The organism is Sphingomonas sp. BGYR3, assembly GCF_025153455.1.
Classification (GTDB): Bacteria; Pseudomonadota; Alphaproteobacteria; order Sphingomonadales; family Sphingomonadaceae; genus Sphingomonas.
Genome location: NZ_JANZNT010000002.1, coordinates 204054 through 229628 on the forward strand (window position 1 = coordinate 204054; position 25575 = coordinate 229628).

Annotated in this window: 27 protein-coding genes; 13 read left to right on the forward strand and 14 right to left on the reverse strand. The window is 66.1% G+C overall.

Features of this window, described 5'->3' with window-relative positions; all coding sequences use genetic code 11:
• Positions 1–25: 25 nt before the first annotated feature.
• The 4 genes from NYR55_RS12780 to NYR55_RS12795 all read right to left on the reverse strand — a co-directional run bounded on the left by NYR55_RS12780 (position 26) and on the right by NYR55_RS12795 (position 3151).
• Positions 26–478 carry a thioesterase family protein gene (locus NYR55_RS12780; RefSeq protein ID WP_260021894.1) on the reverse strand — a complete coding sequence of 151 codons (453 nt, stop codon included), beginning with the start codon at positions 476–478 and terminating at the stop codon, positions 26–28.
• A 31-nt stretch (positions 479–509) separates the two neighbouring features.
• On the reverse strand, positions 510–2600 hold the full coding sequence (locus NYR55_RS12785) for a bifunctional (p)ppGpp synthetase/guanosine-3',5'-bis(diphosphate) 3'-pyrophosphohydrolase (protein ID WP_260022378.1): 2091 nt from the start codon (positions 2598–2600) through the stop codon (positions 510–512).
• An 84-nt stretch (positions 2601–2684) separates the two neighbouring features.
• A complete protein-coding gene (locus NYR55_RS12790) occupies positions 2685–2987 on the reverse strand; it encodes a hypothetical protein (RefSeq protein ID WP_260021895.1) in 303 nt (100 codons plus the stop codon).
• Positions 2984–3151, reverse strand: coding sequence for a hypothetical protein (locus NYR55_RS12795; RefSeq protein WP_260021896.1), 168 nt, complete (start codon positions 3149–3151; stop codon positions 2984–2986). The genes NYR55_RS12790 and NYR55_RS12795 overlap by 4 nt, the downstream gene beginning before the upstream one ends.
• On the opposite strand from NYR55_RS12795, the gene NYR55_RS12800 reads away from it, so the two are divergent.
• Positions 3150–3614, forward strand: coding sequence for a helix-turn-helix domain-containing protein (locus NYR55_RS12800; protein ID WP_260022379.1), 465 nt, complete (start codon positions 3150–3152; stop codon positions 3612–3614). The two genes, NYR55_RS12795 and NYR55_RS12800, sit on opposite strands and share 2 nt — an antisense overlap.
• Before the next feature lie 36 nt (positions 3615–3650).
• On the opposite strand, the gene murA is transcribed toward NYR55_RS12800, so the two are convergent.
• From murA to phaC, 4 genes are all read right to left on the reverse strand, one after another.
• On the reverse strand, positions 3651–4934 hold the full coding sequence (murA, locus tag NYR55_RS12805) for a UDP-N-acetylglucosamine 1-carboxyvinyltransferase (protein ID WP_260021897.1): 1284 nt from the start codon (positions 4932–4934) through the stop codon (positions 3651–3653).
• A gap of 84 nt (positions 4935–5018) precedes the next feature.
• The gene (gene clpS, locus NYR55_RS12810) at positions 5019–5345 is read right to left on the reverse strand and encodes an ATP-dependent Clp protease adapter ClpS (RefSeq protein WP_260022381.1); all 327 of its coding nucleotides are present in this window, start codon (positions 5343–5345) and stop codon (positions 5019–5021) included.
• Positions 5346–5515: 170 nt separating this feature from the next.
• Complete coding sequence (locus tag NYR55_RS12815; protein ID WP_260021898.1) at positions 5516–6313, reverse strand: phasin family protein; 798 nt, start codon at positions 6311–6313, stop codon at positions 5516–5518.
• A gap of 153 nt (positions 6314–6466) precedes the next feature.
• On the reverse strand, positions 6467–8176 hold the full coding sequence (gene phaC / locus NYR55_RS12820; protein ID WP_260021899.1) for a class I poly(R)-hydroxyalkanoic acid synthase: 1710 nt from the start codon (positions 8174–8176) through the stop codon (positions 6467–6469).
• A gap of 171 nt (positions 8177–8347) precedes the next feature.
• On the opposite strand from phaC, the gene NYR55_RS12825 reads away from it, so the two are divergent.
• Positions 8348–9556, forward strand: coding sequence for an LL-diaminopimelate aminotransferase (locus NYR55_RS12825; protein ID WP_260021900.1), 1209 nt, complete (start codon positions 8348–8350; stop codon positions 9554–9556).
• 48 nt (positions 9557–9604) lie between these two features.
• Here NYR55_RS12825 and NYR55_RS12830 read toward each other — a convergent pair whose 3' ends face one another.
• Entirely contained in the window at positions 9605–9781 is a 177-nt protein-coding gene (locus NYR55_RS12830) for a hypothetical protein (protein WP_260021901.1), read from the reverse strand.
• A gap of 130 nt (positions 9782–9911) precedes the next feature.
• Positions 9912–10157 (reverse strand): hypothetical protein, encoded by a 246-nt coding sequence (locus NYR55_RS12835; protein WP_260021902.1) that lies wholly within the window; start codon positions 10155–10157, stop codon positions 9912–9914.
• Between the two features lie 165 nt (positions 10158–10322).
• Between NYR55_RS12835 and NYR55_RS12840 the strand changes: the two genes are divergently transcribed.
• The 8 genes from NYR55_RS12840 (at position 10323) to NYR55_RS12875 (ending at position 19936) form a co-directional block, all read left to right on the forward strand.
• Positions 10323–11282 carry a metalloregulator ArsR/SmtB family transcription factor gene (locus NYR55_RS12840; RefSeq protein WP_260021903.1) on the forward strand — a complete coding sequence of 320 codons (960 nt, stop codon included), beginning with the start codon at positions 10323–10325 and terminating at the stop codon, positions 11280–11282.
• Positions 11279–12220 (forward strand): methylenetetrahydrofolate reductase [NAD(P)H], encoded by a 942-nt coding sequence (gene metF, locus NYR55_RS12845; protein WP_260021904.1) that lies wholly within the window; start codon positions 11279–11281, stop codon positions 12218–12220. Before NYR55_RS12840 ends, metF begins: the two co-directional genes overlap by 4 nt.
• A gap of 112 nt (positions 12221–12332) precedes the next feature.
• Positions 12333–13352, forward strand: coding sequence for a homocysteine S-methyltransferase family protein (locus NYR55_RS12850; protein ID WP_260022382.1), 1020 nt, complete (start codon positions 12333–12335; stop codon positions 13350–13352).
• Positions 13353–13412: 60 nt separating this feature from the next.
• A complete protein-coding gene (gene metH, locus NYR55_RS12855; protein WP_260021906.1) occupies positions 13413–16031 on the forward strand; it encodes a methionine synthase in 2619 nt (872 codons plus the stop codon).
• A 199-nt stretch (positions 16032–16230) separates the two neighbouring features.
• Complete coding sequence (locus NYR55_RS12860) at positions 16231–16530, forward strand: LysR family transcriptional regulator (protein ID WP_260021907.1); 300 nt, start codon at positions 16231–16233, stop codon at positions 16528–16530.
• Positions 16531–16752: 222 nt separating this feature from the next.
• Positions 16753–18360, forward strand: a complete 1608-nt coding sequence (locus NYR55_RS12865; RefSeq protein WP_260021908.1) for an MFS transporter — start codon at positions 16753–16755, stop codon at positions 18358–18360.
• Positions 18361–18394: 34 nt separating this feature from the next.
• The gene (alr, locus tag NYR55_RS12870; RefSeq protein WP_260021909.1) at positions 18395–19447 is read left to right on the forward strand and encodes an alanine racemase; all 1053 of its coding nucleotides are present in this window, start codon (positions 18395–18397) and stop codon (positions 19445–19447) included.
• A 90-nt stretch (positions 19448–19537) separates the two neighbouring features.
• Complete coding sequence (locus tag NYR55_RS12875; RefSeq protein WP_260021910.1) at positions 19538–19936, forward strand: hypothetical protein; 399 nt, start codon at positions 19538–19540, stop codon at positions 19934–19936.
• 31 nt (positions 19937–19967) lie between these two features.
• On the opposite strand, the gene NYR55_RS12880 is transcribed toward NYR55_RS12875, so the two are convergent.
• Positions 19968–21047 carry a cell wall hydrolase gene (locus NYR55_RS12880; protein WP_260021911.1) on the reverse strand — a complete coding sequence of 360 codons (1080 nt, stop codon included), beginning with the start codon at positions 21045–21047 and terminating at the stop codon, positions 19968–19970.
• A 163-nt stretch (positions 21048–21210) separates the two neighbouring features.
• On the opposite strand from NYR55_RS12880, the gene NYR55_RS12885 reads away from it, so the two are divergent.
• Together NYR55_RS12885 and NYR55_RS12890 are read left to right on the forward strand one after the other, a co-directional pair.
• Positions 21211–22644, forward strand: a complete 1434-nt coding sequence (locus NYR55_RS12885; RefSeq protein ID WP_260021912.1) for an MFS transporter — start codon at positions 21211–21213, stop codon at positions 22642–22644.
• A 5-nt stretch (positions 22645–22649) separates the two neighbouring features.
• Positions 22650–23378: an energy transducer TonB gene (locus NYR55_RS12890; RefSeq protein WP_260021913.1), complete on the forward strand. Its 729-nt coding sequence runs from the start codon at positions 22650–22652 to the stop codon at positions 23376–23378.
• Positions 23379–23465: 87 nt separating this feature from the next.
• On the opposite strand, the gene NYR55_RS12895 is transcribed toward NYR55_RS12890, so the two are convergent.
• Positions 23466–23636 carry a Flp family type IVb pilin gene (locus NYR55_RS12895; RefSeq protein ID WP_260022383.1) on the reverse strand — a complete coding sequence of 57 codons (171 nt, stop codon included), beginning with the start codon at positions 23634–23636 and terminating at the stop codon, positions 23466–23468.
• Between the two features lie 132 nt (positions 23637–23768).
• Positions 23769–23954 carry a Flp family type IVb pilin gene (locus NYR55_RS12900; protein ID WP_260021914.1) on the reverse strand — a complete coding sequence of 62 codons (186 nt, stop codon included), beginning with the start codon at positions 23952–23954 and terminating at the stop codon, positions 23769–23771.
• A gap of 107 nt (positions 23955–24061) precedes the next feature.
• On the opposite strand from NYR55_RS12900, the gene NYR55_RS12905 reads away from it, so the two are divergent.
• Positions 24062–24430, forward strand: coding sequence for a (deoxy)nucleoside triphosphate pyrophosphohydrolase (locus NYR55_RS12905; protein WP_260021916.1), 369 nt, complete (start codon positions 24062–24064; stop codon positions 24428–24430).
• A gap of 3 nt (positions 24431–24433) precedes the next feature.
• Here the strand turns inward: NYR55_RS12905 and NYR55_RS12910 are convergent, their stop codons facing one another.
• Positions 24434–25543: an aspartyl protease family protein gene (locus NYR55_RS12910; protein WP_260021918.1), complete on the reverse strand. Its 1110-nt coding sequence runs from the start codon at positions 25541–25543 to the stop codon at positions 24434–24436.
• Positions 25544–25575: the final 32 nt, after the last annotated feature.

Consider the following 25575-nt stretch of genomic DNA (forward strand, 5'->3'; position numbering starts at 1 on the left):
TTAGGGGACATTGGTTATCCGGCGGTTAACCGCGATCCTGCGATTCGCGGATTTCGCCAGGCGACAGGTCGGCAAGGAAGCGGGCGGCGATATCGCGCGCGACACGGATCGGCCGGCGGCTGTGAACGTCGAGCGCACACCAGCTGCTTTCCACCTCTGCCAGCACGTCCTCGCCCCGCTTGATCAGGGTGCGGAACAGCGCGCGTGCGCCCTGGACCCGTTCGGCCACCACCGTGGCGATCACCTGATCCTCAAGGAACGCGGGGCGGCGATAGGTAATCTCGTGCTTCAGCGCGACCCACAGATGCGCGGCCACCGCCTCTGCCGGGGCGACTGCGCGCCAATAGGCGATCACGGCATCCTGTACCCAGGTCAGATAGACGGCGTTGTTCACATGGCCCATGAAGTCGATGTCGCCGGGGGCGATCGACACGGCATGATCATGCTGGGTGACGGGGGTGTTCACGCGCCGGATCATGCCCGTTGCTTACATCAGTGTCAATGAATTGTCAGGCGCGTTCGGCGGCACTCACCGCATCGGCGGCACGTAGGGCGGCAAGCAGGCGCATCAGATGGCTGTTGTCGCGCACCTCCACATCAATGGCATTGGTGTGAAAGGTGGTGTCGCGATTGTCCATGCGCAGGCCAAGGATGTTGGCGCGGTGCGACCCGATGATGGTGGCGATGGCACCCAGCGCACCGGGTTCGTTCTTCAGCGTCACCGAAATGCGGGCAACGCCGCCCTCTGCCTTGTCGCCCCAGTTCAGGTCGACCCATTGCGCATCGTCGAAATGGTCGAGTTCGGGACATTCGATGGCATGGACCGCAATGCCGGTCCCCGGCTGGCGGATGCCGACGATGCGGTCGCCCGGCACCGGACGGCAGCAATCGGCCAGATCGAATGCGACGCCTGGGGTCAGCCCCTTGATGATGATGGCATGGCGCTGCGGCGGCAGTTCCCCCGCCTCGTCCGCGTCGGCCGACCCGGGCATCAGCGCGTTCATCACCTGTGCGTCGGTCAGGCTCTGGCGCGCGATCGCCTGCATCAGCGCCGCCTCGTCGGCCAGTTTCAGCCGCTTCAGCGCCTCTGCCACCGCTTCCGATCCCACCTTGGCGGGCAGGCGTTCGACAATGTTCTCGAACAGTTTCCGGCCCAGCTTGTCGCGTTCCACGCGCTCCTTCTGGCGCAGATGGCGGCGGATCGCGGCGCGCGCCTTGCCCGTGATGGCAAAGTTCATCCACGCCTCGTGCGGGCGTTGCGCCTTGGATCGCAGGATCTGAACCTGATCGCCATTGGCCAGTTCGTGGCGCAGCGGCACGACGCGGCCGTTCACCTTTGCACCCACCGCCTGATCGCCTAGATCGGTGTGCACGGCATAGGCAAAGTCGATCGGCGTCGCGCCCTTTGGCAGCTGAATCAGCTCGCCCTTGGGCGAAAAGGCAAAGATGCGGTCCTGATACATCGCCATCTTGGTATGCTCGATCAGCTCTTCCGGGCTTTCGGCAGTGTCCAGGATTTCGATGAGGTCGCGGATCCAGCGGACCTGCGTGTCGGGGCGCACCGCATCCTGTTTATAGGCCCAGTGCGCGGCCAGGCCGAACTCCGCCTGGGCGTGCATTTCGGCCGTGCGGATCTGGATTTCGACGCGGGTGTCGCCGGCGTGCATGATCGTGGTGTGCAGCGACCGATACCCGTTGCGCTTAGGCGTCGAGATATAATCCTTGAACCGCCCCGGCACCATCGGCCAGCGGCGATGGATGATGCCGAGTGCGCGATAACATTCCTCCTCGGTCGGCACGATCGCGCGGAACGCCATGATGTCGGACAGCTGCTCAAGGCTGACATGCCGTTCCGACATCTTTTTCCAGATGGAATAGGGGTGTTTTTCGCGGCCTGACAGTTCCGCCTCCACCCCGCCGCGCGACAAGAGCAGCTTCAGACCCGACGCAATCTTGGCAATCCGGTCGCCGCCGCCTTCCTTGAGCGCGGCCAGCCGGCGGGTGATCGATTCATACCCCTCCGGCTCCAGCTCGCGCATGGCCAGCGTCTGCATCTCCTTCATGAATTCGTACATGCCGATCCGCTCGGCGAGCGGGGCATAGATATCCATAGTTTCGCGGGCGATGCGCTTGCGCTTTTCCGGCTTTGCGATGTGATGGAGCGTGCGCATGTTGTGCAGCCGGTCGGCCAGCTTGACCAGCAGCACGCGGATGTCGTCCGACATGGCGAGCAGGAATTTGCGCAGGTTTTCGGCCGCGCGCTCGTTTTCCGACTGCGCCTCGATCTTGGACAGCTTGGTCACGCCGTCGACCAGCCGGGCGACCGAGGGGCCGAACTTTGCCAGGATTTCGTCCGGCGTGGCGACCGTATCCTCGATCGTATCGTGCAGGATCGCGGTGGCGATCGTCTCGTCATCCAGCTGCAGGTCGGTCAGGATGCCCGCAACCTCGATCGGATGGCTGAAATAGGGGTCGCCGCTGGCGCGTTTCTGGCTGCCATGGGCGTGCATGGAAAACACATAGGCGCGGTTCAGCAGCGCCTCGTCCGCGTCCGGGTCGTAACTTTTGACCCGCTCAACCAGTTCATATTGCCTCAGCACGCCGCCAATGTGCGGCGGCGTGCCGGGTCTTTGCAAGCGGTTAGTGACGCCGGATATGGCGCAAAAGGCACAGTTCTGCCGAAATCAGCCCTTGGCCTTGGCATTGCACTTGGCCAGCTGTTCCGCATCGAAGGCCAGGCCATCGACCGCAAAGGCGGTCAGCGTGCCGACTTCGCGCACGGCCAGCTCGCACACCACCTTTGCCGGGCTGCTGCCCTTGGGCGCGACGCAGCCATTGTCGGTGCAACGCCACATCACGCCGCGCGTGATGAAGCTTTCACCGGCCTTTGCAGCCGCAGGGGCGGCCATATAGCCGGCGCGCGATTGCGCCATGGCGGGGGCGGCGGCGGAAACAAGCGCGGCGGCAAGCAGGGCAAGACGGATCATTCGCGGAAACTCCCCTGGACACGAATCGAGATAGGTTGCAGGACGATACTTACACCAATGTTTTTACGCAGATGCGTCATAGGTTGCAACAGGAAACCATTGCTGCGTTGCCGCAAAACAAGCGTTTCCAATTTGCGCCCGATCGGGATAGATTCGATGACCATGTCGGAAAAATTGCGGGAACCCCTGGCGGAGTTGGCAGCCAATTGCAGCCTGCCCGCGGCACTTGAAGCGATGGGCGAACGATGGTCGTTCTTGATCCTGCGCGCCGCGTTCAACGGATTGAAGCATTTCGAGGAGTTTCAGTCCGAACTGGGCATTGCCCGCAACATCCTGGCCAACCGGCTGACCCGGCTGGTCGGTCACGGCATCCTGGAACGGCGGCCGTGCGAGGATGACCGGCGCAAGGTGGAATATTGCCTGACCGAAAAGGGGTTCGCGCTGCTGCCCACCATGGTCGCGCTGCGGCAATGGGGCGAGCGGTGGGAAACCGGCACCCCGGCCAGCCCGGTGCTGGTCGATGCGCGCGACCGGCGGCCGGTGCGACAGGTGTCGGTGCTGGCCCATGACGGCCGCCCGCTGACCAAGCAGGACCTGGTCTGGGCGCTGCCCGAGGAGGTTGCCTGACCCGCCGGTTCGCCGGGCAAGGCCGCGGCGATCCGTTCAGCCGTCGCCGACGCGCTCGATATCCGCGCCGACCGCCTGCAGCTTTTCCTCAAGCCGCTCATAGCCGCGGTCGAGGTGATAGATGCGGCTGACCTGGGTCTCGCCCGTCGCCGCCAGACCGGCGAGGATCAGGCTCATCGACGCGCGAAGATCGGTCGCCATCACCGGCGCGCCGATCAGCGGCGATTGGCCGCGCACCACGGCGGAACGGCCCGTCACCTGAATGTCCGCGCCCATCCGCGCCAGTTCGGGCACGTGCATGTAGCGGTTTTCAAAGATGGTTTCGGTCAGCACGCTGGCCCCGTCCGCCTGGGTCAGCATCGCCATGAACTGCGCCTGCATGTCGGTGGCAAAGCCGGGGAAGGGCGCGGTGGACAGTGACACCGGCTGCAGCGGGCCGTTGGCGGCGACATGGATGCTGCCTGCGGTTTCGGTGATCGTCACGCCCGCTTCCTGAAGCGCGACCAGCGTGGCGCGCATGTCCGATGCCTCGGCCCCGACCAGTTCCAGCGCGCCGCCGGTGATCGCGGCGGCACAGGCATAGCTGCCCGCCTCGATCCGGTCTGGCATCACGCGATAGGTCGCGCCGTGCAGCCGGTCGCGTCCCTCGATTGTCAGGGTTTCGGTGCCGACGCCGTCGATGGACGCGCCCATCGCGATCAAGAGGCGGCACAGATCCACGATCTCCGGCTCGCGCGCCGCATTTTCCAGGACCGTGGTGCCCTTGGCCGTCGCCGCCGCCATCAGCGCGTTTTCAGTCGCGCCGACCGAGACGACGGGGAAGGTGAAGCGACCGCCGGGCAGGCGGCCACCGGGGGCCGTCGCCTTGACATAGCCGGCCGCCAGTTCGATTTCCGCGCCCATCGCCTCAAGCGCCTTGAGGTGCAGGTCGATCGGCCGGTTGCCGATTGCGCAGCCGCCCGGCAGCGACACCGTCGCCTCGCCCATCCGCCCGATCAGCGGGCCGAGCACCAGGATCGAGGCGCGCATCTTTCGCACAATGTCATAGGGCGCGGTGCTGGAGGTCAGGCGGCTGGCGCGCATCGTCATCACCCGGCCGAATTCGTCGGGCCGCGTGCCTTCGATCATGGTCGAAACGCCGAACTGGTTCAGCAGATGCCCGAAACTGTCGACATCGGCCAGCCGCGGCAGATTGCGCAGCGTCAGCGGCTCATCGGTGAGCAGCGCGCAGGGCAGCAGGGTGAGGGCCGAGTTCTTGGCCCCGGAAATGGCGATGCGGCCGGACAGGCGGTTGCCGCCGCGGATAAGGATGCGGTCCATCGCCGGGTTAGTAACGGGTGCGGTGCAGGAGGCAAGGGGGATGGCCGCACGCGGCGGCCGGGCGAACCCGATCCTTTGAGTCGATTACGCCTTTTCCAGCGTGCATTGCAGCGGATGCTGATTCTGCCGGGCGAAATCGATCACCTGGCTGACCTTGCTTTCCGCCACTTCGTACGTGAACACCCCGCACACGCCGACGCCGCGCTGATGGACGTGCAGCATCACCTGCGTAGCCTCGTCCCGCGTCATCCGGAAAAACCGCTGAAGCACCAGCACGACGAATTCCATCGGCGTATAATCGTCGTTCAGCATCAGCACGCGATAGGGCGTGGGCTTTTGCGTCCGGGTGCGGGTACGGGTGGCGACGCCGAGCGACGTGCCCTTGCCGTCGTCATCCGGCTCGTCGGCCATGGTGGCGGGGATGGGGAACAGCGGCTGGGTCATGCAGCAAAAATATGGCAGGTCGCGGCCCCGGGGCAAGGGGGCGGGACAGGAAAAAGGCGCGATCCGGCGCGCACCAATGGAAAGGGCGGCCGCACCCGGTGGTGCGACCGCCCGTCCATGGATCGGACCAGAACCGCCTACGCGGCGATCTTCATCTTGTCGGCGGCAACCGCGACGCGGTTGCTGATCGGCTGGGCGGCGTCACCGGCCAGCTTCAGCATCGCTTCGGTCTGCTTCGACGTTTCGGCGACAACCGTGTCGAACAGCGAGCGGAAATAGTCGCTCTGGATCTTGGCGAACTCGGTCGGCGACTTGGCGCTGGCCAGGCTCTTCATGGTGGCGGTCGCCTGCTCGAAATGCTTGCGGCTCAGCTCGACGGCTTCCTGGCCCAGCGTTTCCATGCCCTTGACGGCGATCTTGCCGCTTTCGACCACGGCTTCGACATTGCCCTTGGCCAGGTCGTTCATTTCCTCGACCAGCTTGGCATTCTTTTCCATGGCGGCCTTGGCGCGCTCGTTCAGCTCGGCAAACATCGCCTGGCTCTTTTCGGTGACGGTTTCGAACGTGGTGGTCATGATGTCGGTGTCCTTCTTTGCGGCGGTGCGCTTGAGTGCGGGCTTCACAGGGGCAGCGGCCTTGGCGATCGTGTCGACCGCCTTGTCCACCACCTTGCTGACCGCCTCGACCACCTTGGCTGCGGGCTTGGCGGGTTCGACCGGCTGGACAGCGGCGACAATCGCCGGTGCCGGTTCTGCTTTCGGGGCGGCTTCGGCAACGGCCTTCACCACCTTTTCCGTCACGGCGGTCGTTGCCGCCGTGGTTGCCGCAACCGCCTCGACAGCCGCTGAAGCGGCTTGCTTGACCGGCGCTGCGGCCTTTGCCGCCTCGCGGGCCACCGGCTTGCCGGTACCGGGCTTTTGACCCTTGCTCGCCATCATTCAGCTCCTCGTGCTATTGCTGCGACGCAGCATATAACAATGATGATCGCCAAGATCAAGCGGCTTTTGTGCAGTGCAACATAAGTGATTTTCGATACCGTTATCAATGGCTTGCGCCGATGAGTGCGGTGCCGAAATAATCCTGTTGCATCAGCGTAATTTCACATACTCGCCGGGGGCATCGCCCAGCGCCTTGCCCGGCTTTCTCGGCCCGGTCGGGGGCACTTTTCCGGCATCCTGCGCGGCGATCCATTCGATCCAGTCCGGCCACCAGCTGCCCGCCGTCTCCCGCGCCGAAGCGACAAAGGCGTCGAGCGATTCGGCCGGGGCGTCGCAGGTCCAATACTGGTATTTCCGCGCGGAGGGCGGGTTGACCACGCCGGCGATATGGCCCGACCCGGCCAGCACGAACCGCACCGGGCCGTTCAGATGCGTGTTGAGTTTCCACACGCTGGCCGCCGGGGCGATGTGATCCTCTTTTCCGGCCTGGATATAGGCGGGGGTTTCGATGCGGGTCAGGTCGATGGGCGTGCCGCCGATGCTGAGCGCGCCGGGCACGACCAGCCGGTTGTCGCGGTACAGATCGGTCAGATAGCTGAGGTGCCAGCGTGCGGGCAGGTTGGTGACGTCCGCATTCCAGTGGAGCAGGTCGAACGGCGGATAATCGTCGCCCAGCAGGTAGTTGTTGGTGACATAGTTCCAGATCAGTTCACGCCCGCGCAACAGGTTGAACGTCGCGGCCATATACCGCCCGTCCAGAAACCCCTCGGCAGAGATGGATCGGATGAATTCCAGCTGCTCGTCAGTGACGAACAGCGACAGGTCGCCGGCCTCCGAAAAATCGACCTGCGCGGTGAAGAAGGTCGCGCTCTTGACCTTGTCCGCCTGTCCGCGCGCGGCCAGCACCGCCAGCGTCGCGGCAAGCGTGGTGCCCGCGACGCAATAACCGATGGTGTGGACGCTATCGACGCCCAGCAGGTTGCGCACGGTGTCGATCGCGTCGATCTGACCCCGTTCGACATAATCGTCCCACACCACGTCCTTCATCGTGGCATCGGCGGATTTCCAGGATACGACAAACACGGTCAGACCCTGATCCACCGCCCATTTGATGAAGCTTTTTTCAGGGGTCAGGTCGAGGATGTAGAACCGGTTGATCCATGGCGGAAAGATGATCAGCGGCACGCCGAACACCTGATCGGTGGTCGGCGAATACTGGATCAGTTCATACAGGTCGGTGCGATGCACGACCTTGCCCGGCGTTGCGGCGATGTTGCGGCCCAGTTCGAACCCGCTGCTGTCCACTTGCGTCATCTGGCCGCGGGCCATGTCGCCCAGCATGTTGGACAGCCCCTTCAGCAGGTTTTCGCCGCGCGTCTCGATGATGCGTTCGACGACGACGGGATTGGTCGCGGGGAAATTGGACGGGCTGATCGCGTCGATGAACCCCTTGGTCGCGAACCGCAGCTGTTCCTTGTGCCGGGGATCGACGCCCTCCAGCGAATCGACGCCGCGCAGCATATGGTCGGCGATCAGGAAATAGCTCTGGCGCAGGAAATCGAACACCGGATTATCGCGCCATTGCGGCGCCTTGAACCGGCGATCGCTGCTGAGTTCGCGCGGTTCCGGTTCGCCGGCCGCCGCCTCCGGATCCAGGAAACGCTGCCACAGCTTCATCGTGTCGGCCCAGAAATCGGCAGAGGCGCGGGCAAAGGCGGTGGGATCGCCCCAGGCGGCCATCGGCCCGGCCTGCATTGCGCCATAGCCATGTTCCAGCATCATCTGCTGCGCGCGGCCAAGCACCCAGGTCCAGTGCTGCAGCTCTTCCAGCCGGGGAGGCTCGGCGTGCTGGTCGGTCATCTGGGCATCCCTCCATTGCGTGACGCCAAGGTCTTAGCCCAGCCATCCCGCTCCGTCAGCCCGTTGCGGCGCCCGTCACCGGCGCGGGCGACAAATCGGTGACGCAAAAGATTCCCGTGACCGGCGAAACCGGCTAAGGTCGTCGTTCCTCCAACGGAAAGAACGAGGTCCATGTCCGACGAATTCTACCGCATGAAGCGGCTGCCGCCCTATGTCATCGCCGAAGTCAACGCGATGCGGGCAGCGGCGCGTGCGGGCGGAGAGGACATTATCGACCTGGGCATGGGCAATCCCGACTTGCCCCCGCCCGACCATGTCATCGACAAATTGTGCGAAGTGGCGCGCAAGCCGGGCGCCCATGGGTACAGCCAGTCGCGCGGCATTCCCGGCCTGCGCCGGGCACAGGCCAATTATTACGGCCGCCGGTTCGGCGTCGAGCTGGACCCGGAGCGGGAAGTCGTCGTCACCATGGGATCGAAGGAGGGGCTGGCCAGCCTCGCCACCGCGATCACCGAACCGGGCGACGTCGTGCTGGCGCCCAATCCCAGCTATCCCATCCACACCTTCGGCTTCATCATCGCGGGCGCGACGATCCGCAGCGTACCGACCACGCCGGACGAGAATTATTTCCGGTCGCTGGAACGCGCCATGGCGTTCACCGTGCCGCGCCCGTCGATCCTGGTCGTCAATTATCCGTCCAACCCCACGGCCGAGACGGTCGACCTTGCCTTTTACGAGCGGCTGGTCGCGTGGGCGCGGGAAAACAAGGTCTGGGTGCTGTCCGACCTTGCCTATTCCGAGCTGTATTTCGACGGCAAGCCGACCGTGTCGATCCTGCAGGTGCCGGGGGCCAAGGACGTGGCGGTCGAGTTCACGTCGCTGTCCAAGACCTATTCCATGGCCGGGTGGCGCATGGGCTTTGCGGTCGGCAACCAGAAGCTGATCGCGGCGATGACGCGGGTCAAAAGCTATCTGGATTATGGCGCGTTCACGCCGATTCAGGCGGCGGCCTGTGCCGCGCTCAATGGCCCGCAGGACATCGTGGAAAAGAACCGCCAGCTCTATCACAAGCGGCGCGACGTGCTGGTCGAAAGTTTCGGCCGGGCGGGGTGGGACATCCCGGCGCCGCCGGCGTCCATGTTCGCTTGGGCACCGCTGCCGCCCGCACTCGCCCATCTGGGCAGCCTTGAGTTTTCCAAGCAGTTGCTGACCCATGCCAAGGTCGCGGTCGCACCGGGCGTCGGCTATGGCGAGGATGGCGAGGGCTATGTCCGCATCGCCATGGTGGAAAACGAACAGCGGCTGCGCCAGGCGGCGCGCAATGTGCGCAAATATCTGCAGTCGATGGGCGTCAACACCGGCGCGAAGCAGGCGGGATAGGCAGGGGCGCGATCAGCGTGTAGCCCGGTTCGCGCCGGGTCACGCCGCCTATTGCGCGTTCTGGCCCTCGTCCGCTGCGTCGGCGGCGTTGACGTCCACCATCTCCGCCGCTTCGTTCAGCGCCTGTGCCTCCGCCACCGTCACGCCGCCGGGCCCCGGATCGGTCGGCGCCGGGCCGCACCCGGAGAGCAACGCGATCGGCGCCACAAGAACCAACAGTCGCATCCGGCGCATCCTTTCGTCTCGCTATGTCTCTCTCCTAGTCGCCGGGATCAGGCGAAGTCGAGGGCCGTTCAACGCAAACGGCCGGCGCATCGCTGCACCGGCCGCTGCGAATGATCACGCCTGTGGCGGATTATTCGGCCTTGTTGTCACCGACATTCTCGGCTTCGCGCTCGATCGAATCGCCGACATTGTCCAGCGCGCGCTCGGCCGTGTCGAACGCTGCGTCAACGTCGTTGGCGGCCTCTGCGGCGGTCGCTTCGGCGTCGGAAGCGATGGCTTCGGCCGCTTCGCCGGTTTCGTTCTTTGCCTGTTCGGAACAGGCGGCCATGCCGAACGCGGACAGGGCGATGATCGGTACGAACAGCGATTTACGCATCGGAGCTATTCCCTTTGTCGTTGATATTCCTGCGGAGTGATCGCCGATGGTTCGGCCGATCGTTCCGGCTGTGCCCTTCATAACGCCTGTTTGTGCACCAGGTTGCAAGCTTTGGAAGCGGATCGCTCGTTGACCGCATATAAAGAAATCTTTATATGACGATTCATGGCGCAGGCACTCGACATTTTCCGGGCATTGGCGGACCCGACACGGCTGCGCATCTTGTCGCTGGTCGCGCGCATGGAATTGTCGGTCGGCGAACTGGCGCAGGTGCTGGAACAAAGCCAGCCGCGCGTGTCCCGGCACGTCAAGATCCTGACCGATGCCGGACTGGCCGTGCGGCGCAAGGAGGGAAGCTGGGTCTTTGTCGCGCTGGGGGCAGCGGTGACGACGGCCCCTGTGCTGGCGGCGATGGACGCCTGGGCCGGGCCGCTGGATCACGCGCTGGCGGATGCCGACGGGCAGCGGCTGGCCGCCGTGCTGGCCGAACGGACCGCAGCGGCAGCGCAGTGGTTTCAGGCGCATGCCGGGGAATGGGACGCGATCCGCAACCTGTACATCGCCGAAAGCGAGATCGAACAGGCGATGCTCAACGCGCTGGGCACCGAAACGCTGGGGCGGCTGGTCGATATCGGCACGGGCACCGGGCGGATGCTGGAACTGTTCGGCCCGATGGCCGCGTCCGCGATCGGTATCGACCGGTCGTCGGAAATGCTGCGGCTGGCACGGGCCAAGCTGACCGAGCGGGGGCTGGACCGGGCGGAACTGCGCCAGGCGGATTTCTATGCCCTGCCGGTCGAGGATGCAGAGGCGGATGCGGCGATCCTGCACCATGTGCTGCATTTTGCGCACGCCCCCGAACAGGTACTGGCCGAGGCGGGGCGGGTGCTGGCGACGGGCGGACGATTGCTGGTCGTGGATTTCGCACCCCATTCGCGTGAGGAATTGCGGACGCAGGAGGCGCACGCCCGGCTGGGCTTTTCGGACGAACAGATGCTTGGCTGGTTTGCGGCCGCTGGCCTGGTCCCCGAACGGGTGGACACGCTGGAGGGCGGCGAGCTGACGGTGAAATTATGGGTCGGGCGCAAACGCGCCGCCCCGGTGACGGAGAAGATTGCGGCATGAGTATCTCGGTTTCCCAGCTCGAAGAAGCACGCCGGGCGCTGGAAGCGCCGCTGTTCGCCGATCTGGCGGGCGATGCGGCGGTCAGCTTCGAGTTTTTCCCGACCAAGACCGAAAAAATGGCCGAGGCGGCGTGGGACGCGCTGATGACGCTGGCGCCGCTGGGCCCGCGCTTTGTCTCTGTCACCTATGGCGCGGGTGGGTCGACGCGGGATCGCACGCATGAAACGGTGGCGCGCATCGCACGGGACACCAGCATCCCGGCCGCCGCGCACCTGACCTGTGTCAGCGCCAGCAAGGAGGAAGTGAACGCCGTTGCGCGCGAATATTGGGCGGCGGGCGTGCGCCATATCGTCGCGCTGCGCGGCGACATGCCGGTGATGGGCGAAAAATTCGTCGCCCATCCCGACGGATACCGGAATGCGGCCGATCTGGTCGCGGGGCTGCGCGCGCTGCACCCGTTCGACATTTCGGTCGCCGCCTATCCCGAATGTCACCCGGATTCGACCGATGTGGCGGCGGATATCGACAATCTGAAGCGCAAGATCGACGCCGGGGCGAACCGCGCGATCACCCAGTTCTTCTTTTCGCCCGACACGTTTTTCCGGTTCCGCGATGCGGCGGCGGCGGCGGGGATCGGCGCTGAAATCGTGCCGGGCATCCTGCCGGTGTCCAACGTGGCCCAGACGCGCAAGTTCGCCGGGATGTGCGGCGCGGCGATCCCGGACTGGATGGACCGGTTGTTCGACGGGCTGGACGAGCATCCCGCCGCGCGCCAGCTGGTCGCGGCGACCGTCGCGGCGGAACTGTGCCGCCGGCTCTATGCGGGCGGGGTGCGGCATTTCCACTTCTATACGCTGAACCGCGCGGAACTCAGCTTTGCCATCTGTCACCTGCTTGGCCTGCGCGCACAGGGCGAGCAGGGGCGGGCGGCGGCCTGATCCCCCCCTTAACCTCACCCCGGCCCGTGCCGGGGTCGGACCTATATCCCCCCGGGATCAAGCCGGGGTGACGGAGAACCAAGTGTCTACAGCCCGCCAAGCCTTTCTCGACATGGCCGCAGAGCGCATCCTGATCTTTGACGGCGGCTATGGCACGTCGATCCAGAAGTTCGGGTTGCAGGAGGCGGATTATCGCGGCGACCTGGACCTGCCGATGGATCAGAAGGGCAATAACGACCTGCTCTGCCTGACCCGGCCGGACATCATCAAGGGCATCCATGCCGCCTATTTCGCGGCAGGCGCCGACATGGTGGAAACCAACACGTTCAGCGGCACCCGCATCGCCATGGCCGATTATGGCTGCGAGCATCTGGTATGGGACATCAACCTGGCCGCCGCGAAACTGGCGCGCGAGGCGGCGGAGGAGGCAAGCGCGAAGGACGGCAAGCGCCGCTTCGTCGCAGGCTCCATCGGCCCGACCAACAAGACGCTGTCGCTGTCGCCCGACGTCAACGACCCGTCGTTCCGCGAGGTCGATTACGACGCCCTGAAGGAACAGTATAAGGAACAGTGCGCCGCGCTGATCGCCGGCGGGGTGGATTTCATCCTCATTGAGACGTGTTTCGACACGCTGAACGCCAAGGCCGCTGGCATGGCCGCGAAAGAGGCGGAGGCAGAGGCGGGGCGCGAGGTGCCGGTGATGGTCAGTTTCACCATCACCGACATGTCCGGCCGTAACCTGTCGGGCCATACCATCAACGCCTTCTGGTACACGCTGCGCCATCTGAATCCGCTGACCGTCGGTGCGAACTGCGCGTTCGGGGCGGACCTGCTGCGCCCCTATCTGTCCGAACTGGCCAAGACGGCCGACACGCTGATCCTGGCCTATCCCAATGCGGGCCTGCCCAACGAGCTGGGCCAGTATGACGAGTTGCCGGAGCGGACGGCCGAGCTGATCGCGGAATGGACGCGCGAGGGGCTGGTCAACGCGGTCGGCGGCTGCTGCGGCACCACGCCGGACCATATCGCCGCCATCGCCCGCGCGGTCGCCGATGCCCCGCCGCGCCAGTTGCCGCAGGTGCCCGTCACCATGAAGCTGTCCGGCCTGGAGCCGTTCATCATCGCTGCCTGATTTGCCCACAATTTCTGCCGACCGCTCCCGTCCACGCCGGACGGGGAAAAGAAAGAAGCCATGACCACCGCCACTGCCTCCACCGTCTTCATCAACATCGGCGAACGCACCAACGTCACCGGATCGGCTGCGTTCAAGAAGCTGATCATGGCGGGGGATTATGCCAAGGCGGTCGAGGTCGCGCGGCAACAGGTGGAAAACGGCGCGCAGATCATCGACGTCAACATGGACGAAGGGCTGCTCGACGCGGTCGAGGCGATGACCACGTTCCTGAAGCTGATCACCGCCGAACCGGACATTGCGCGCGTGCCGGTGATGATCGATTCGTCGAAGTGGGAGGTGATCGAGTCGGGCCTGAAATGCGTGTCCGGCAAGCCGATCGTCAATTCGATCAGCATGAAGGAAGGCGAGGGGCCTTTCCTGGACCATGCCCGCAAGTGCATGGCCTATGGCGCGGCGGTCGTCGTCATGGCGTTCGACGAGGTGGGCCAGGCCGATACGCGCGACCGCAAGATCGAGATTTGCGAACGCGCCTACACCCTGCTGACCGGCATCGGTTTCCCGCCCGAGGACATCATCTTCGACCCCAACGTGTTCGCCGTGGCGACGGGGATCGAGGAGCATAACAACTATGCCGTCGATTTCATCGAGGCAACGCGCGAGATCCGCAGGCGTTGCCCGCACGTCCACATCTCCGGCGGCCTGTCCAACCTGTCGTTCAGTTTCCGCGGCAACGAACCGGTGCGCCGGGCGATGCACAGCGTGTTCCTGTACCACGCCATCCCGGCGGGCATGGACATGGCGATCGTCAATGCCGGCCAGCTGGACGTGTACGACACGATCGACCCGGAACTGCGCAAGGCGTGCGAGGATGTCGTCCTCAACACCGATCCGGAGGCGGGCGAGCGGCTGGTCGCGCTGGCCGAGAAATATCGCGGCACGGATGCTGCGACGGAAAAGGCCGCGGCCGAATGGCGCGGCTGGCCGGTGGTCAAGCGGCTGGAGCACGCGCTGGTCAAGGGCATCGACATGTATGTCGTCGATGATACCGAGGAAGCGCGGCAGGAAATCTTTGCCCGCGGCGGCCGCCCGATCGAGGTGATCGAAGGCCCGTTGATGGAGGGGATGAACGTCGTCGGCGACCTGTTCGGCTCCGGCAAGATGTTCCTGCCACAGGTCGTCAAATCCGCCCGCGTGATGAAAAAGGCGGTCGCCCACCTGCTCCCCTATATCGAGGCGGAAAAGGCCGAGGGGGACAGCAAGGGCAAGGGCCGCGTCATCATGGCGACGGTCAAGGGCGATGTGCACGACATCGGCAAGAACATCGTCGGCGTCGTGCTGCAGTGCAACGGGTTCGAGGTCGTCGACCTGGGCGTCATGGTCCCCTGGACCAAGATCCTTGAGGCGGCGAACGAGAATGATGCCGACATGATCGGCCTGTCCGGCCTGATCACGCCCAGCCTGGACGAGATGGTGACGGTGGCCGAGGAAATGCAGCGCGCGGGCATGACGATGCCGCTGCTGATCGGCGGGGCAACCACGTCGAAAGTGCATACCGCGCTGAAGATCGCGCCCGCCTATACCGGCCCGGTCGTCCATGTCCTCGACGCCAGCCGCGCGGTCGGCGTTGCCACCACGCTGGTGTCCGACACGATCCGCGACGACTACGTGACCAAGGTCGCGGCGGAATATGAGGCGGTGCGCGCCGCCCGCGCGGGCAAGGGGCAGAGCGAGCTGGTGTCGCTGGACACCGCCCGCGCCAATGCGTTCGAGGCGGACATGAGCCTGAAACCGCGCAAGCCCATCCTGCCGGGCGTGCACCGCTTTCCCGACTGGGATCTGGCGGACCTGCGCGATTACATCGACTGGACGCCGTTTTTCCGCGCGTGGGAACTGCACGGCAATTATCCCGCGATCCTGACCGATACGGTGGTGGGCGAAAGCGCGTCGTCGCTGTTCGCCGATGCGCAACGGATGCTGGACCGGATCGTTTCCGAACGATGGCTGACCGCGCGCGGCGTCGTCGGCCTGTGGCCCTGTGCGCGGGAGGAGGACGATGTCGTCGTCTATATGGACGATGAACGCCATGTCCGCCTGCCGTTCCTGCGCCAACAGATCGCCAAGCGCGAAGGGCGCGCAAACATGTGCCTGGCCGATTTCATCGACCGCGACGGCGACTGGATCGGCGGCTTTGCCGTGTCGATCCACGGCATCGAGCCGCATCTGGCGCGGTTCAAGGCGGCGGTGGACGATTATTCGGACATCCTGCTCAAGGCATTGGCCGACCGGTTTGCAGAGGCGTTTGCCGAGCGGCTGCACCAATATGTCCGCAAGTCCCTGTGGGGCTATGCCGAGGGCGAACAGCTCGACAATGCCGCGCTGATCCGCGAGCAATATCGCGGCATCCGGCCCGCGCCCGGCTATCCCGCCTGCCCGGACCACAGCCTGAAACCGATCCTGTTCAAGATGCTGGACGCGCATCATGCGACGGGCGTTTCGCTGACCGAAAGTTTCGCCATGCTGCCGACGGCGGCGGTCAGCGGCTTTTACTTCGGCCATCCCGACGCCGCCTATTTCGGTGTCGCCCGCGTCGGCAAGGATCAGGTCGAGGATTACGCCGCCCGGCGCGGGGTGGACCTCGCCACGGCAGAACGCTGGCTGCGCCCGAACCTGGATTAAGGTTTCCCGGTCGTCACCCCGGCCTAGAGCCGGGGTCCCGCTGCCTGAACCGCGCCAGGTTTGCCGGAAGCTTGTTGGTTCAATTCAGGCTGCCACATCTGTAGCGGCGATGGCAGCGACGGCCAAAGCGCGCCAACGCTGCCCGCCATCGCAGAAAATCCTGTCCTACAGGTCGCCGGTCATGCTCCATCCTGTTCGCATGGATCATCCCGCACCCTCCGCATCGCCGCGCGTCCGCGCGCTTTGGACGCCCGCCCGCCAGCGCATTTTCCTGACCGCCCTTGCCGAAACCGGCAGCATTGCCCGCGCCGCGCGGGCGGCGGGGATGTCGCGGTCCAGCGCGCACCGGCTGCGGCTCAGGCTGGCGGGCACGCCGTTCGACCGGCTGTGGGACCGGGCGCTCGCCGTCAACGCCGCCCGGCTCGCCGATCCCTTTGCCGAGATGCGGGGCGCGTCCGGCGCTGCCCTGCCGCCTGACCGTGGCCACTCCGCCGCATGACCGCCGCGCATCCGCCGCGATCCGGTTGCACGTTTGTGACGGGGCCGGTGCGGCCGGGTCGCGCGGGTGTCGCGTCGCGGGTGCCTTCCGGTCGCTTCCCCGTCGCATCCGGCAAAATCATGCCCGAAAGCGTCAAGACTGTCCGGTCTTGCCGCATCACCCATCTTGCCCCGACCCGCTGGATCGGCCAGCGTGGGCATGGCAAGCATTTCGGGGGAGCCAATGGCCGATACCGTCACCAGTGACGACATGACACCGCGTGAGCCGAGCGCGAAGGAGATCCGCACGGTCATCACCGCGTCCTCGCTGGGCACCGCGTTCGAATGGTATGACTTCTTCATCTATGGCACGCTGGCCGCGTCCGGCATCATCGGCCGCACCTTTTTCCCCGGCGGGAACGAGGTGCTGCAGACGCTGCTCGCCTGGGCCGGATTTGCCGTCGGGTTCGGGTTCCGGCCGCTGGGCGCGGTCCTGTTCGGATTTCTGGGCGACAAGCTGGGCCGCAAATACACGTTTCTGGTGACGATCACGCTGATGGGCATTGCCACGGCGGGCGTCGGGCTGGTCCCCAGCTATGCCGCGATCGGGGTTGCTGCGCCGGTCATCATCATCCTGTTGCGCATCGCACAGGGGCTGGCGCTGGGCGGGGAATATGGCGGGGCCGCCATCTATGTCGCCGAACATTCGCCGCCGGGCAAAAGCGGCTATCACACCAGCTTCATTCAGGCATCGGTGGCGGGCGGTTTCATCCTGAGCCTTATTGTCGTGCTGGGGTTCAAATCGTCGATGAGCGCCGAGGTGTGGAATGACTGGGGCTGGCGCGCGCCGTTCCTGTTTTCGCTGCTGCTGCTGGCGATTTCGCTGTGGATGCGGGTGAAGCTGTCGGAAAGCCCGGTGTTCAAGGCGATGAAGGCGGCGGGCCAGACGGCAAAGAACCCGTTCATCGAAAGCTTTACCTATCCCGGCAACTGGAAGCGGCTGTTCGTCGCGCTGTTCGGCATTGCCGCCGGGCTGACCGTAATCTGGTACACCGCGATGTTCAGCGTATTGAGCTTCCTGCAGGGACCGATGCGGGTGGATGAGACGACGGCGCAGCTGATCGTCGGCGCGGGCGCGCTGTGCGGCCTGTTCTGGTTCATCTTTTTCGGCCGCCTGTCTGATCGGGTGGGGCGAAAGGCGCCGATCGTCACCGGTTATGCCGCCACGCTGATCCTGTTGTTCCCGATTTTCTGGACAATCGGCCATGCCGCCAATCCCGGCCTTGCCTATGCCGCCGACCGCGCGCCGGTGGTGGTGACGGGTCCGGCATGCGGGTTCGACCCGTTTGCAGCGACACAGAAGGATGCGTGCGGCCGCATCCTCGACCATCTGTCGAAACGGGGGGTCAGCTACACCACGGTGCGGGCACCGGCCGTGACGATGGCGGTGGGCGGTATTCCCGTCGGATCGCTGGAGCCGGCCGCGATCGACGCGGCGCTGGAACATGCCGGATACCGGCTGGACCGGGTGGTGCCGTCGCCGCGCAATATCGGCATCATCCTGATCGCAATCCTGGCGCTGTCCATGCTGGCCGGGGCGACGTTCGGCCCGGTCGCGGCCCTGTTGTCAGAGATGTTTCCGCCGCGCATCCGATATTCGTCCATGTCGATCCCCTATCATATCGGCACGGGGTATTTCGGCGGATTCCTGCCGTTTATCAGCGCGTACATGGTTGCCCGGTCGGGCAATCCCTATGCCGGGTTGTGGTACACCATCGCCGTCGTGGCGATGGCACTGCTCGTCTCGCTCTGGGGCCTGAAAAGCGGTCGACCGGAGCCGCTGAAGGATTGAGCGCGGCGGCAAAGCGGGATAGCGCCGCGCGGGCATGACCATCGAACCGCCCCCGCCGCCGCTGCGCCTGATCCTGGACAGCGATGCCCTGGCCGCCAACTGGCGGGCCCTGGCGGCGCGGCATCCGGCTGCGGCCTGCGGCGCAGCGGTCAAGGCGGACGGCTATGGCCTCGGCGCGCGCGAGGTGGTGCGCCGCCTGACCGCTGCCGGATGCCGCGATTTCTTTGTCGCCACCTGGGCCGAGGCGCTGGCGATCGCCGACCTGGCCCCCTCGGTCGCGGTGCTGCACGGGGTCCGGTCGGCGGACATGGCAGTGGCTGCAGCGGCTCCTGCCCATCTGCGGCCCGTGCTGAACAGCGCCGAACAGGTCGCCCGTTGGCGGCAGGGCGGCGGGGGCCGGCCATGCGACCTGATGGTCGATACCGGTATGAACCGGCTGGGCGTGGCGGCGGGCGATGCGGCCGCGCTGGCCGAGGGGCTGGCGCTGGACACGCTGATGAGCCACCTGGCCTGTGCCGACGAGGTGCATCCGCTGAACCAGCGTCAGCTGGATGCGATGACCGGGTTGCGCAGCGCGGTGGCGGCCCGCCGCTACAGCCTGGCGAACAGCGCGGGCATCTTCCTTGGCCCCGACTATGGCTTCGATCTGACGCGGCCCGGCCTGTCGCTGTATGGCGGCATACCGGGCGAGCAGGCGGCGGCGGTCATCCGCCCCGTCGCCCGGCTGGAGGCAGAGGTGCTGCAGATCCGCCGGATCGGGGCGGGGGAAAGCGTCGGGTACAACGCCACCTTTACCGCGCCCGCGCCGATGCGTCTGGCGACGCTGAACATCGGCTATGCCGATGGCTATGGCCGCGGCTTTTCCGGCGTCGGAGCGGCGGTTGGGCCTGACGGACGGCGGCTGGCGGTGCTGGGCCGGGTGTCGATGGACCTGTTGATCGTCGATGTCACCGATGCCGGCGACGTGGGCGAGGGCGACTGGCTGGCGGTCGAGTACGACTTGGTCAGCGCGGCGGCGGCATCGGGCCGGTCGCAATATGAGCTGCTGACCGGGCTGGGTCAGCGCATGGCGCGCCACTGGCGCTGATTTTCATCGCCGATGGACATGTTCGGTTCATCGGATTTGCGATACAGTTCGGCATGATTTGACGAGGGAGTTTCACCCATGTCCCGCCGAATGACATTGATAGCCGCCCTGCCGCTGGCGCTGACCGCCGCCACGCTGCCCGCCGAGGACAAGCCCACGGGCGAGGCCGCGCTGGCCAAGGCCGTCGAGGGGCGCGAGGCTGGCAAGCCGATCAGCTGTGTGTCGATGTCTCAGCTGCGCGGATCGGATTCGATCCGCGGCACCGCCATCGTCTATCGCTCTGCCGGGTCGACGCTGTACGTCAACCGGCCCAAGGGCGGATCGTCGGAGCAGCTGGACCGCGATACGATCCTGGTCACGCAAACGCCCAATGGCCAGCTTTGCCGCAACGATGTCGTCAACCTGGTCGACCGGATGACGGGGTTTCAGCGCGGTTTCGTGATCCTGGGCGATTTCGTGCCGTACAAGCGGGTGCCCAAGGCGAGCTGATCCCCGAGCTGATTCGCCGCGAGGACGCGGTTCAGCGGATCGGCTTTCCGCTGTCGCGCCAGCGGGGCAGGATCTGATCATCCGCCGGGGGCGGCGCGGTCGCCGGGCTGGCTAACGGGGCGGGCGCGCCGATCGCACTGCCCGATTGCGACCAGCGCGGCTGTATCCCCTGAAGATCCGCAGCGGGCGGCGGGGCGGGCGGTGCCACCGCGGTCGTGGCGGCCGGCGCAGTGGCGGGTGCCGGAGTTGCCAGCGGGGCGACACTGAGGTCCGCCATCACGGTCAGTGCCACCGGCCGATGCGGCCCCGGCACCGGTTCGCCGCCGGCATAGCTGCTTCGGAAAGCACCGGGCGTGCCCCAATACCCCTTCCACCGATGAAAGAAGTGCGCGCCGAACACGCCGGTCATCACCAGACTGCTCGCCCAATAGGGTTTGACGGCATAGGTGTGGTAATGCGTGGCGTGGCCGACCGCCGCCATGACATGGCCGTCCAGTGCCCGCTGTGCCGTGCGGCGGGCGCGGTCCCATGCCGATGCGACCGGGCGGCGCGCCATGGCCCCGTCGCAGGCAAAGCTGAACTGGCATCCGGCGCGTTCCGACCCCTGATACACCACGCCGCACACCGTGTTCGGAAAGGCGGGATGGCGCACCCGGTTCAGGATCACCTGAGCCACGGCGGCCTGTCCGTCGGCGGGTTCGTTCGCCGCCTCGTAATAGATGGCGGTGGTCAGGCATTGCAGCGCGCGGGCCCGGTCGGATTCGCTGCCCGTCAGGATGAAGGGCGGGGCGGGCCGCACGGTGCCGTCGCCGGCCAATGCGGCGAGCGCGCCCGGATCCTGTGCCGGAATGGGCAGATCGGGCAGGGCGATGGTGCCGGTGACGCCGGGGGCGATCGCATCGCCATCCTCGATCGACAAGAGCAGCGCCGCGCCGGGAAAATGATCGTCCGCCTCATACCCGCTGGGCAGGCGTTCGGGCGGGGCGGGCGGCGTCGCCTGCTTCATCGAAACATAGCCGGCATGGCCCGAAAACCCGGCGCCGATCATCGACACCAGGATCGCGGCCAGCACGCCGCGCGATTGCAGGACAGGCCAACGCCGCTGGATCACGGCCCCCTGATACCGGATGCAGGTTGCGCTTTCCCTACCCGATTTTCGCCTGTCCCACGCTGTTACAGCTTATGGTTAAGGCAAGGATTGCGATGCGGGGCGACACCGTGCCATCGCTGCCAGCGGGCTTGACCCGCCCTGCCGCGCCCGCGATCAACAGGGCATGGACGCCCCCGCCGCATTGCCGCCCCGCCGCCGCGTTTCGACCCGTATCAGCGCGCTCTATGGCGCGGGCGCGGTCGCCTATGGCGTCAAGGATTTCTGTTTCTCCACCTTCCTGCTGCTGTTCTACAATCAGGTGCTGGGCCTGTCGGCGGCGCAGGTGGGGCTGGTAATCGGCGGCGCGCTGATCATCGATGCCTTTGTCGATCCGGCAGTGGGGTTCCTGTCCGATCGCACGCGCAGCCGCTGGGGGCGGCGGCATCCATGGATGTATGGCGCCGCGCTGCCGATCGGGCTGGGCTGGCTGCTCCTGTGGAATCCGCCGGAATGGAGCGCCGGTGCGCTGCTCGGCTGGCTGTTCGTCATGGCCGTGCTCGTCCGTTCCGCCGTGTCGGCCTATGAAGTGCCCAGCCAGGCGCTCAGCCCGGAACTGACCTCCGATTATGACGACCGCACCCGCATCATGGCCTATCGCTATGTGTTCGGCTGGGGCGGCGGACTGGGGATGCTGATCCTGACCTATGGCGTGTTCCTGAGCGGGCCGGAGGGGGTGCTGGACCGGGCGGGCTATGTCGGATTTTCCGTTGCCGGGGCCGCGCTGATCGTCGGCGCGATCCTGATTTCCGCGCTGGGCACGCACCGGGAAATCGCCCGGTTGCCCAAGCCGCCGATCGTGCGCCAGTCACTGGCCGGATATCTGCGCGAAATGGGGGACAGCCTGAACAACCGGGCGTTTCTGATCCTGATGGCGGGGGGCCTGTTCTATTTCGTGGCGCAGGGGGTCAGTTTCGGCCTGTCCAATTACCTGTATGTCCATGTGTGGCGCATGGCGGGCAGCGATTTCACCTGGCTGGGGCTGGTCCTGTTGGCCGGCGCGGTCGCCGCGTTCGCGGTTGCGCCCCGGCTGGGGCGGGCGCTGGGCAAGCCCAAGGCGGCGATGCTGATGCTGATCGGGGCGGCGGTGCTGAACGGCACACCCTATTGGTTGCGGCTTGCCGGGATGTTTCCCGAACCGGGCGATGCGGCGATGATGCCGACGCTGTACCTGTTCTATTTCATCAACGGCGCGTGCGGGGTCAGTTCGACCATCCTGCTGGCATCGATGCTGGCCGATGTGGTCGAACATTCCGAAGCGCGCACCGGCCGCCGGTCCGAAGGGCTGTTCTTTGCCGGGCTGTTCTTCATTCAGAAATGCACCAGCGGGATCGGCATTGCGCTGGTCGGGGCGATCCTGTCCGGGATCGCGTTTCCCACCGGGGCCGCGCCGGGCACGGTGCCGGTGCCGGTCATTGACCAGCTGACCATCGCCTTTGCCGCCATCTACCTTGGCCTGGGGGTGACGGGGGCGCTGTGCTATCGCGCATTTCCGTTCGGGCGGAAGGAGCATGACGACCGCATCGCCCTGCTGGCGCAGGCGATGCCGCCACAAGGATGACGCCGATGCGGCCCCGGCGGGAACGGTGGATCGCGCTGGCGGGATCGGCAGCGGCGGTCGGCGGGATCATCGCGGTGCTGCTGATCGGACTGAGCGTGACGACGGGCGTTCGGATCGATTCGGCGCTGGATGTTTTCGACATCAGCGTGCCGCCGCCGCCCCCGCCGCCGCCCGAACCGGTCCCAAAGCCGGCGGCGAGCGAGCGGGAAGCCGGCGCGGCTGCTCCCCCGGCACTGAAGGCGCGGCCAAAGCCAGTAACGGCACCGCCGGTTCCGCCGCGCAAGCCGCCGCCGCTGGCCGCCCCGCCGGTTGCGGCCGATGGCACAGCGGCGCGGGCCGGGGCCAGCGAGCGGCCGGGACCGGGCACCGGGGCGGGCGGGGTCGGTAGCGGCCTTGGTAGTGGCGGCGCGGGGGATGGCACGGGCGGCGGCGCGGCGCGGGCAAAGCGGGTGAGGGGGAGCATCAGCAACCGGGATTATCCCCCCAGCGCCTATCGCGCAGGTGCGGGCGGGCGGGTGATCGTGACGTTAACTGTCGCGGCGGACGGACGGGTCACCGGATGCCTGATCGCGCGATCCAGCGGCAATGCCGCGCTGGACGAGGCGACCTGTTCACTGGCGCGCAAGCGGTTCCGCTATACCCCGGCACGCGATGCGTCAGGCAAGCCGGTGGAAAGTCAGGCGGGATACCGGCAGGACTGGTGGCTGGAAGGTCAGGCGCCGCCTGCACCCTGACCCTGCCACGGGGCCACCGCACAAAAGAAAAGGGGCGGCGGAACCCGTGTTCCACCGCCCCCGTCCTTAACCGATCGGTTGAACCGATTAGTTGGCAGCAGCCATCGTGCTGGACACGTTGTTGAACGTGGTCTTCAGCTCGTTGCCCAGGCCCTGCATCGCGGCGATCGCGGCAACCGCGATCAGAGCGGCGATCAGGCCGTATTCAATGGCGGTGGCGGCCTTCTTGTTCTTCAGGAACGTGCGAATCTTCATCATATCCGATCTCCAAGGGTTGAAAACGTCTTCAATTACCCGGCTTTCCCGGGTTTGCCCCCGGATCAGCCCGTCCATGTAAGCGGTGCAGGGTTGACAAATATTTAAGCCGCCACACGTTTTTCGAAGGATGGATCAGCGTGCGCGTTCGACCTTGTTCGCAACATCGTTCCACATCGACGTCGTTTCGCTGGCCAGCGATTGCAGCGCGCCGATGATGGCGATCACCACCAGCGATACGATCAGGCCATATTCGATTGCAGTGCCGCCCCGCCGGTTTCTGGCGAAGCGGCGGATCGCTTTGACAAGGTTCGCAAACACCGCAATCTCCCATCCGACGATGCGAAAATTACCAAGATGGGGTTAATGAATTGCTGATGGGCGGACGTGAAAATACCGCGAATTTGCTGATCGTTACGGCTGCAGCAATGATCGATGCCGATGGCCGCGTGCTGGTGCAGCAACGCCCGCCGGGCAAGCCGATGGCGGGGTTGTGGGAGTTTCCGGGCGGAAAGGTTGAAGCGGGGGAAACGCCGGAACGGGCGCTGATCCGCGAATTGCACGAGGAACTGGGCGTGACCGTGGATCACAGCTGCCTGGCCCCGGCGGTGTTCGCCAGCGAGCCGCTGGGCGACCGGCATCTGTTGCTGCTGGTCTATGCGCTGCGCAAATGGTCGGGCGTGCCGGCGGCGCGCCATGCGACTGCGCTGGCGTGGAAACGGCCCATCGAGCTTCATGCGCTGGAGATGCCACCGGCGGACCGGCCGCTGATCGGCCTGTTGGAACTGCTGATCTGACGGTCAGTAAAAGCGGCTGAGCACCAGTTGCCGTTCGCCGCCATCGCACAGGCCGATCGACAGCGACCTGCCCGGCATTCCCGCAAGGACGGACAGGTCGGCGCGCTGCGCCCCCGCGCCGTCGATCGAACAGATTGCATCGTCCGCGCGAAAGCCGCTGCGTTCCGCCGGGCTGCCGCGCATGACGTGAAGGACGGTCAGCCGCTCGCCCGTCCGGCCCAGCAACAGGCCGCTGGTCGAGCGCAGCGGGCTGGTGTCGGGTTCCGTCTGCGCCAGCACCATGCGCCCGGCACCGGGATCGAGCAGCAGGCGGTATCGCTGCATCAGCCCCGCGCCGATCCGTCCGGTCAGGCCGCGGCTGGCGGTATAGCCGCCCTCCGGCTCGATCCGCGCCTCGATCTGGCGGACGGCCTGTCCGGCAAGGTCGATGCGGTCGATGATGGCGAGGCCCGTCGCCACGCGCCCGCCCGCGCCCCATCCGATGGTCGTCGACAGGCCGTCATGGCGAAAGCCGCCCGCCGCCCACGCCGCCTGAGTGAGCGTCAGCGCCGCGCCATCGCCGGTATCCATCAGCACCGCGCCAAGCCGGGTGTCGGCCAGCGCCAGATCGGCGACATAACCCGCGCGCAGCGGCGCGATCAGGCCGGGAAAGGTCAGCCGCCCGCTGGGTAGCAGGCGGAACCGCCGGGCAGCAAAATCGAGGTCAAGCGCATGGCGGCCCAGAATATCGGCGCCCAGGATCATGTGGACCGGCGCGCCATTGCCGCTGGCACTGGCGGGCAGGGGCAGCACGGCCAGCCGTTGACGGGCCAGCGCCTGCGTGCCGATGACAACGGGCAGCGGCCGGCTCCACCGGATCGGCACGGTGCCGCCAATCGCGTTTGCCCGGCCCGCTGCGCCAAGCGGCAGGCCGATGTGCGCGGCGAACCGCTGATCGATCACGCTGTGGCTGGCCCCGGTATCGAGCAGCGCAGTGACCGGATGCCCGGCCACGGTCATTTCAAAGGCGATCTGGTTGCCGGGCGTGCGCTGAAAATCGATCCAGCCGCTGTCCTGCGCACGGGCGGGCGCAATGGCAAGGAACAGCAGGGCAAGGGCAAAGATCAGCCGCATGACCGGATGCTAGGTCAGGTGACCAGGATCCG

Bases quoted from the DNA above. Each gene is read 5' to 3' on its own strand.
- phaC (WP_260021899.1), bottom strand. From the start codon at position 8,176: ATGACCGACCAGCACGCCGAGCCTCCCCGGCTGGAAGAGCTGCAGCAC.
- metF (WP_260021904.1), top strand. From the start codon at position 11,279: ATGAGTATCTCGGTTTCCCAGCTCGAAGAAGCACGCCGGGCGCTGGAA.
- NYR55_RS12795 (WP_260021896.1), bottom strand. From the start codon at position 3,151: ATGGTCATCGAATCTATCCCGATCGGGCGCAAATTGGAAACGCTTGTT.
- murA (WP_260021897.1), bottom strand. From the start codon at position 4,934: ATGGACCGCATCCTTATCCGCGGCGGCAACCGCCTGTCCGGCCGCATC.
- NYR55_RS12890 (WP_260021913.1), top strand. From the start codon at position 22,650: ATGCGGCCCCGGCGGGAACGGTGGATCGCGCTGGCGGGATCGGCAGCG.
- metH (WP_260021906.1), top strand. From the start codon at position 13,413: ATGACCACCGCCACTGCCTCCACCGTCTTCATCAACATCGGCGAACGC.
- NYR55_RS12850 (WP_260022382.1), top strand. From the start codon at position 12,333: ATGGCCGCAGAGCGCATCCTGATCTTTGACGGCGGCTATGGCACGTCG.
- NYR55_RS12885 (WP_260021912.1), top strand. From the start codon at position 21,211: ATGGACGCCCCCGCCGCATTGCCGCCCCGCCGCCGCGTTTCGACCCGT.
- NYR55_RS12860 (WP_260021907.1), top strand. From the start codon at position 16,231: ATGGATCATCCCGCACCCTCCGCATCGCCGCGCGTCCGCGCGCTTTGG.
- NYR55_RS12780 (WP_260021894.1), bottom strand. From the start codon at position 478: ATGATCCGGCGCGTGAACACCCCCGTCACCCAGCATGATCATGCCGTG.
- alr (WP_260021909.1), top strand. From the start codon at position 18,395: ATGACCATCGAACCGCCCCCGCCGCCGCTGCGCCTGATCCTGGACAGC.
- NYR55_RS12800 (WP_260022379.1), top strand. From the start codon at position 3,150: ATGTCGGAAAAATTGCGGGAACCCCTGGCGGAGTTGGCAGCCAATTGC.
- NYR55_RS12910 (WP_260021918.1), bottom strand. From the start codon at position 25,543: ATGCGGCTGATCTTTGCCCTTGCCCTGCTGTTCCTTGCCATTGCGCCC.
- NYR55_RS12905 (WP_260021916.1), top strand. From the start codon at position 24,062: ATGATCGATGCCGATGGCCGCGTGCTGGTGCAGCAACGCCCGCCGGGC.
- NYR55_RS12790 (WP_260021895.1), bottom strand. From the start codon at position 2,987: ATGATCCGTCTTGCCCTGCTTGCCGCCGCGCTTGTTTCCGCCGCCGCC.
- NYR55_RS12815 (WP_260021898.1), bottom strand. From the start codon at position 6,313: ATGGCGAGCAAGGGTCAAAAGCCCGGTACCGGCAAGCCGGTGGCCCGC.
- NYR55_RS12840 (WP_260021903.1), top strand. From the start codon at position 10,323: ATGGCGCAGGCACTCGACATTTTCCGGGCATTGGCGGACCCGACACGG.
- clpS (WP_260022381.1), bottom strand. From the start codon at position 5,345: ATGGCCGACGAGCCGGATGACGACGGCAAGGGCACGTCGCTCGGCGTC.
- NYR55_RS12865 (WP_260021908.1), top strand. From the start codon at position 16,753: ATGGCCGATACCGTCACCAGTGACGACATGACACCGCGTGAGCCGAGC.
- NYR55_RS12875 (WP_260021910.1), top strand. From the start codon at position 19,538: ATGACATTGATAGCCGCCCTGCCGCTGGCGCTGACCGCCGCCACGCTG.
- NYR55_RS12895 (WP_260022383.1), bottom strand. From the start codon at position 23,636: ATGATGAAGATTCGCACGTTCCTGAAGAACAAGAAGGCCGCCACCGCC.
- NYR55_RS12825 (WP_260021900.1), top strand. From the start codon at position 8,348: ATGTCCGACGAATTCTACCGCATGAAGCGGCTGCCGCCCTATGTCATC.
- NYR55_RS12830 (WP_260021901.1), bottom strand. From the start codon at position 9,781: ATGCGACTGTTGGTTCTTGTGGCGCCGATCGCGTTGCTCTCCGGGTGC.
- NYR55_RS12835 (WP_260021902.1), bottom strand. From the start codon at position 10,157: ATGCGTAAATCGCTGTTCGTACCGATCATCGCCCTGTCCGCGTTCGGC.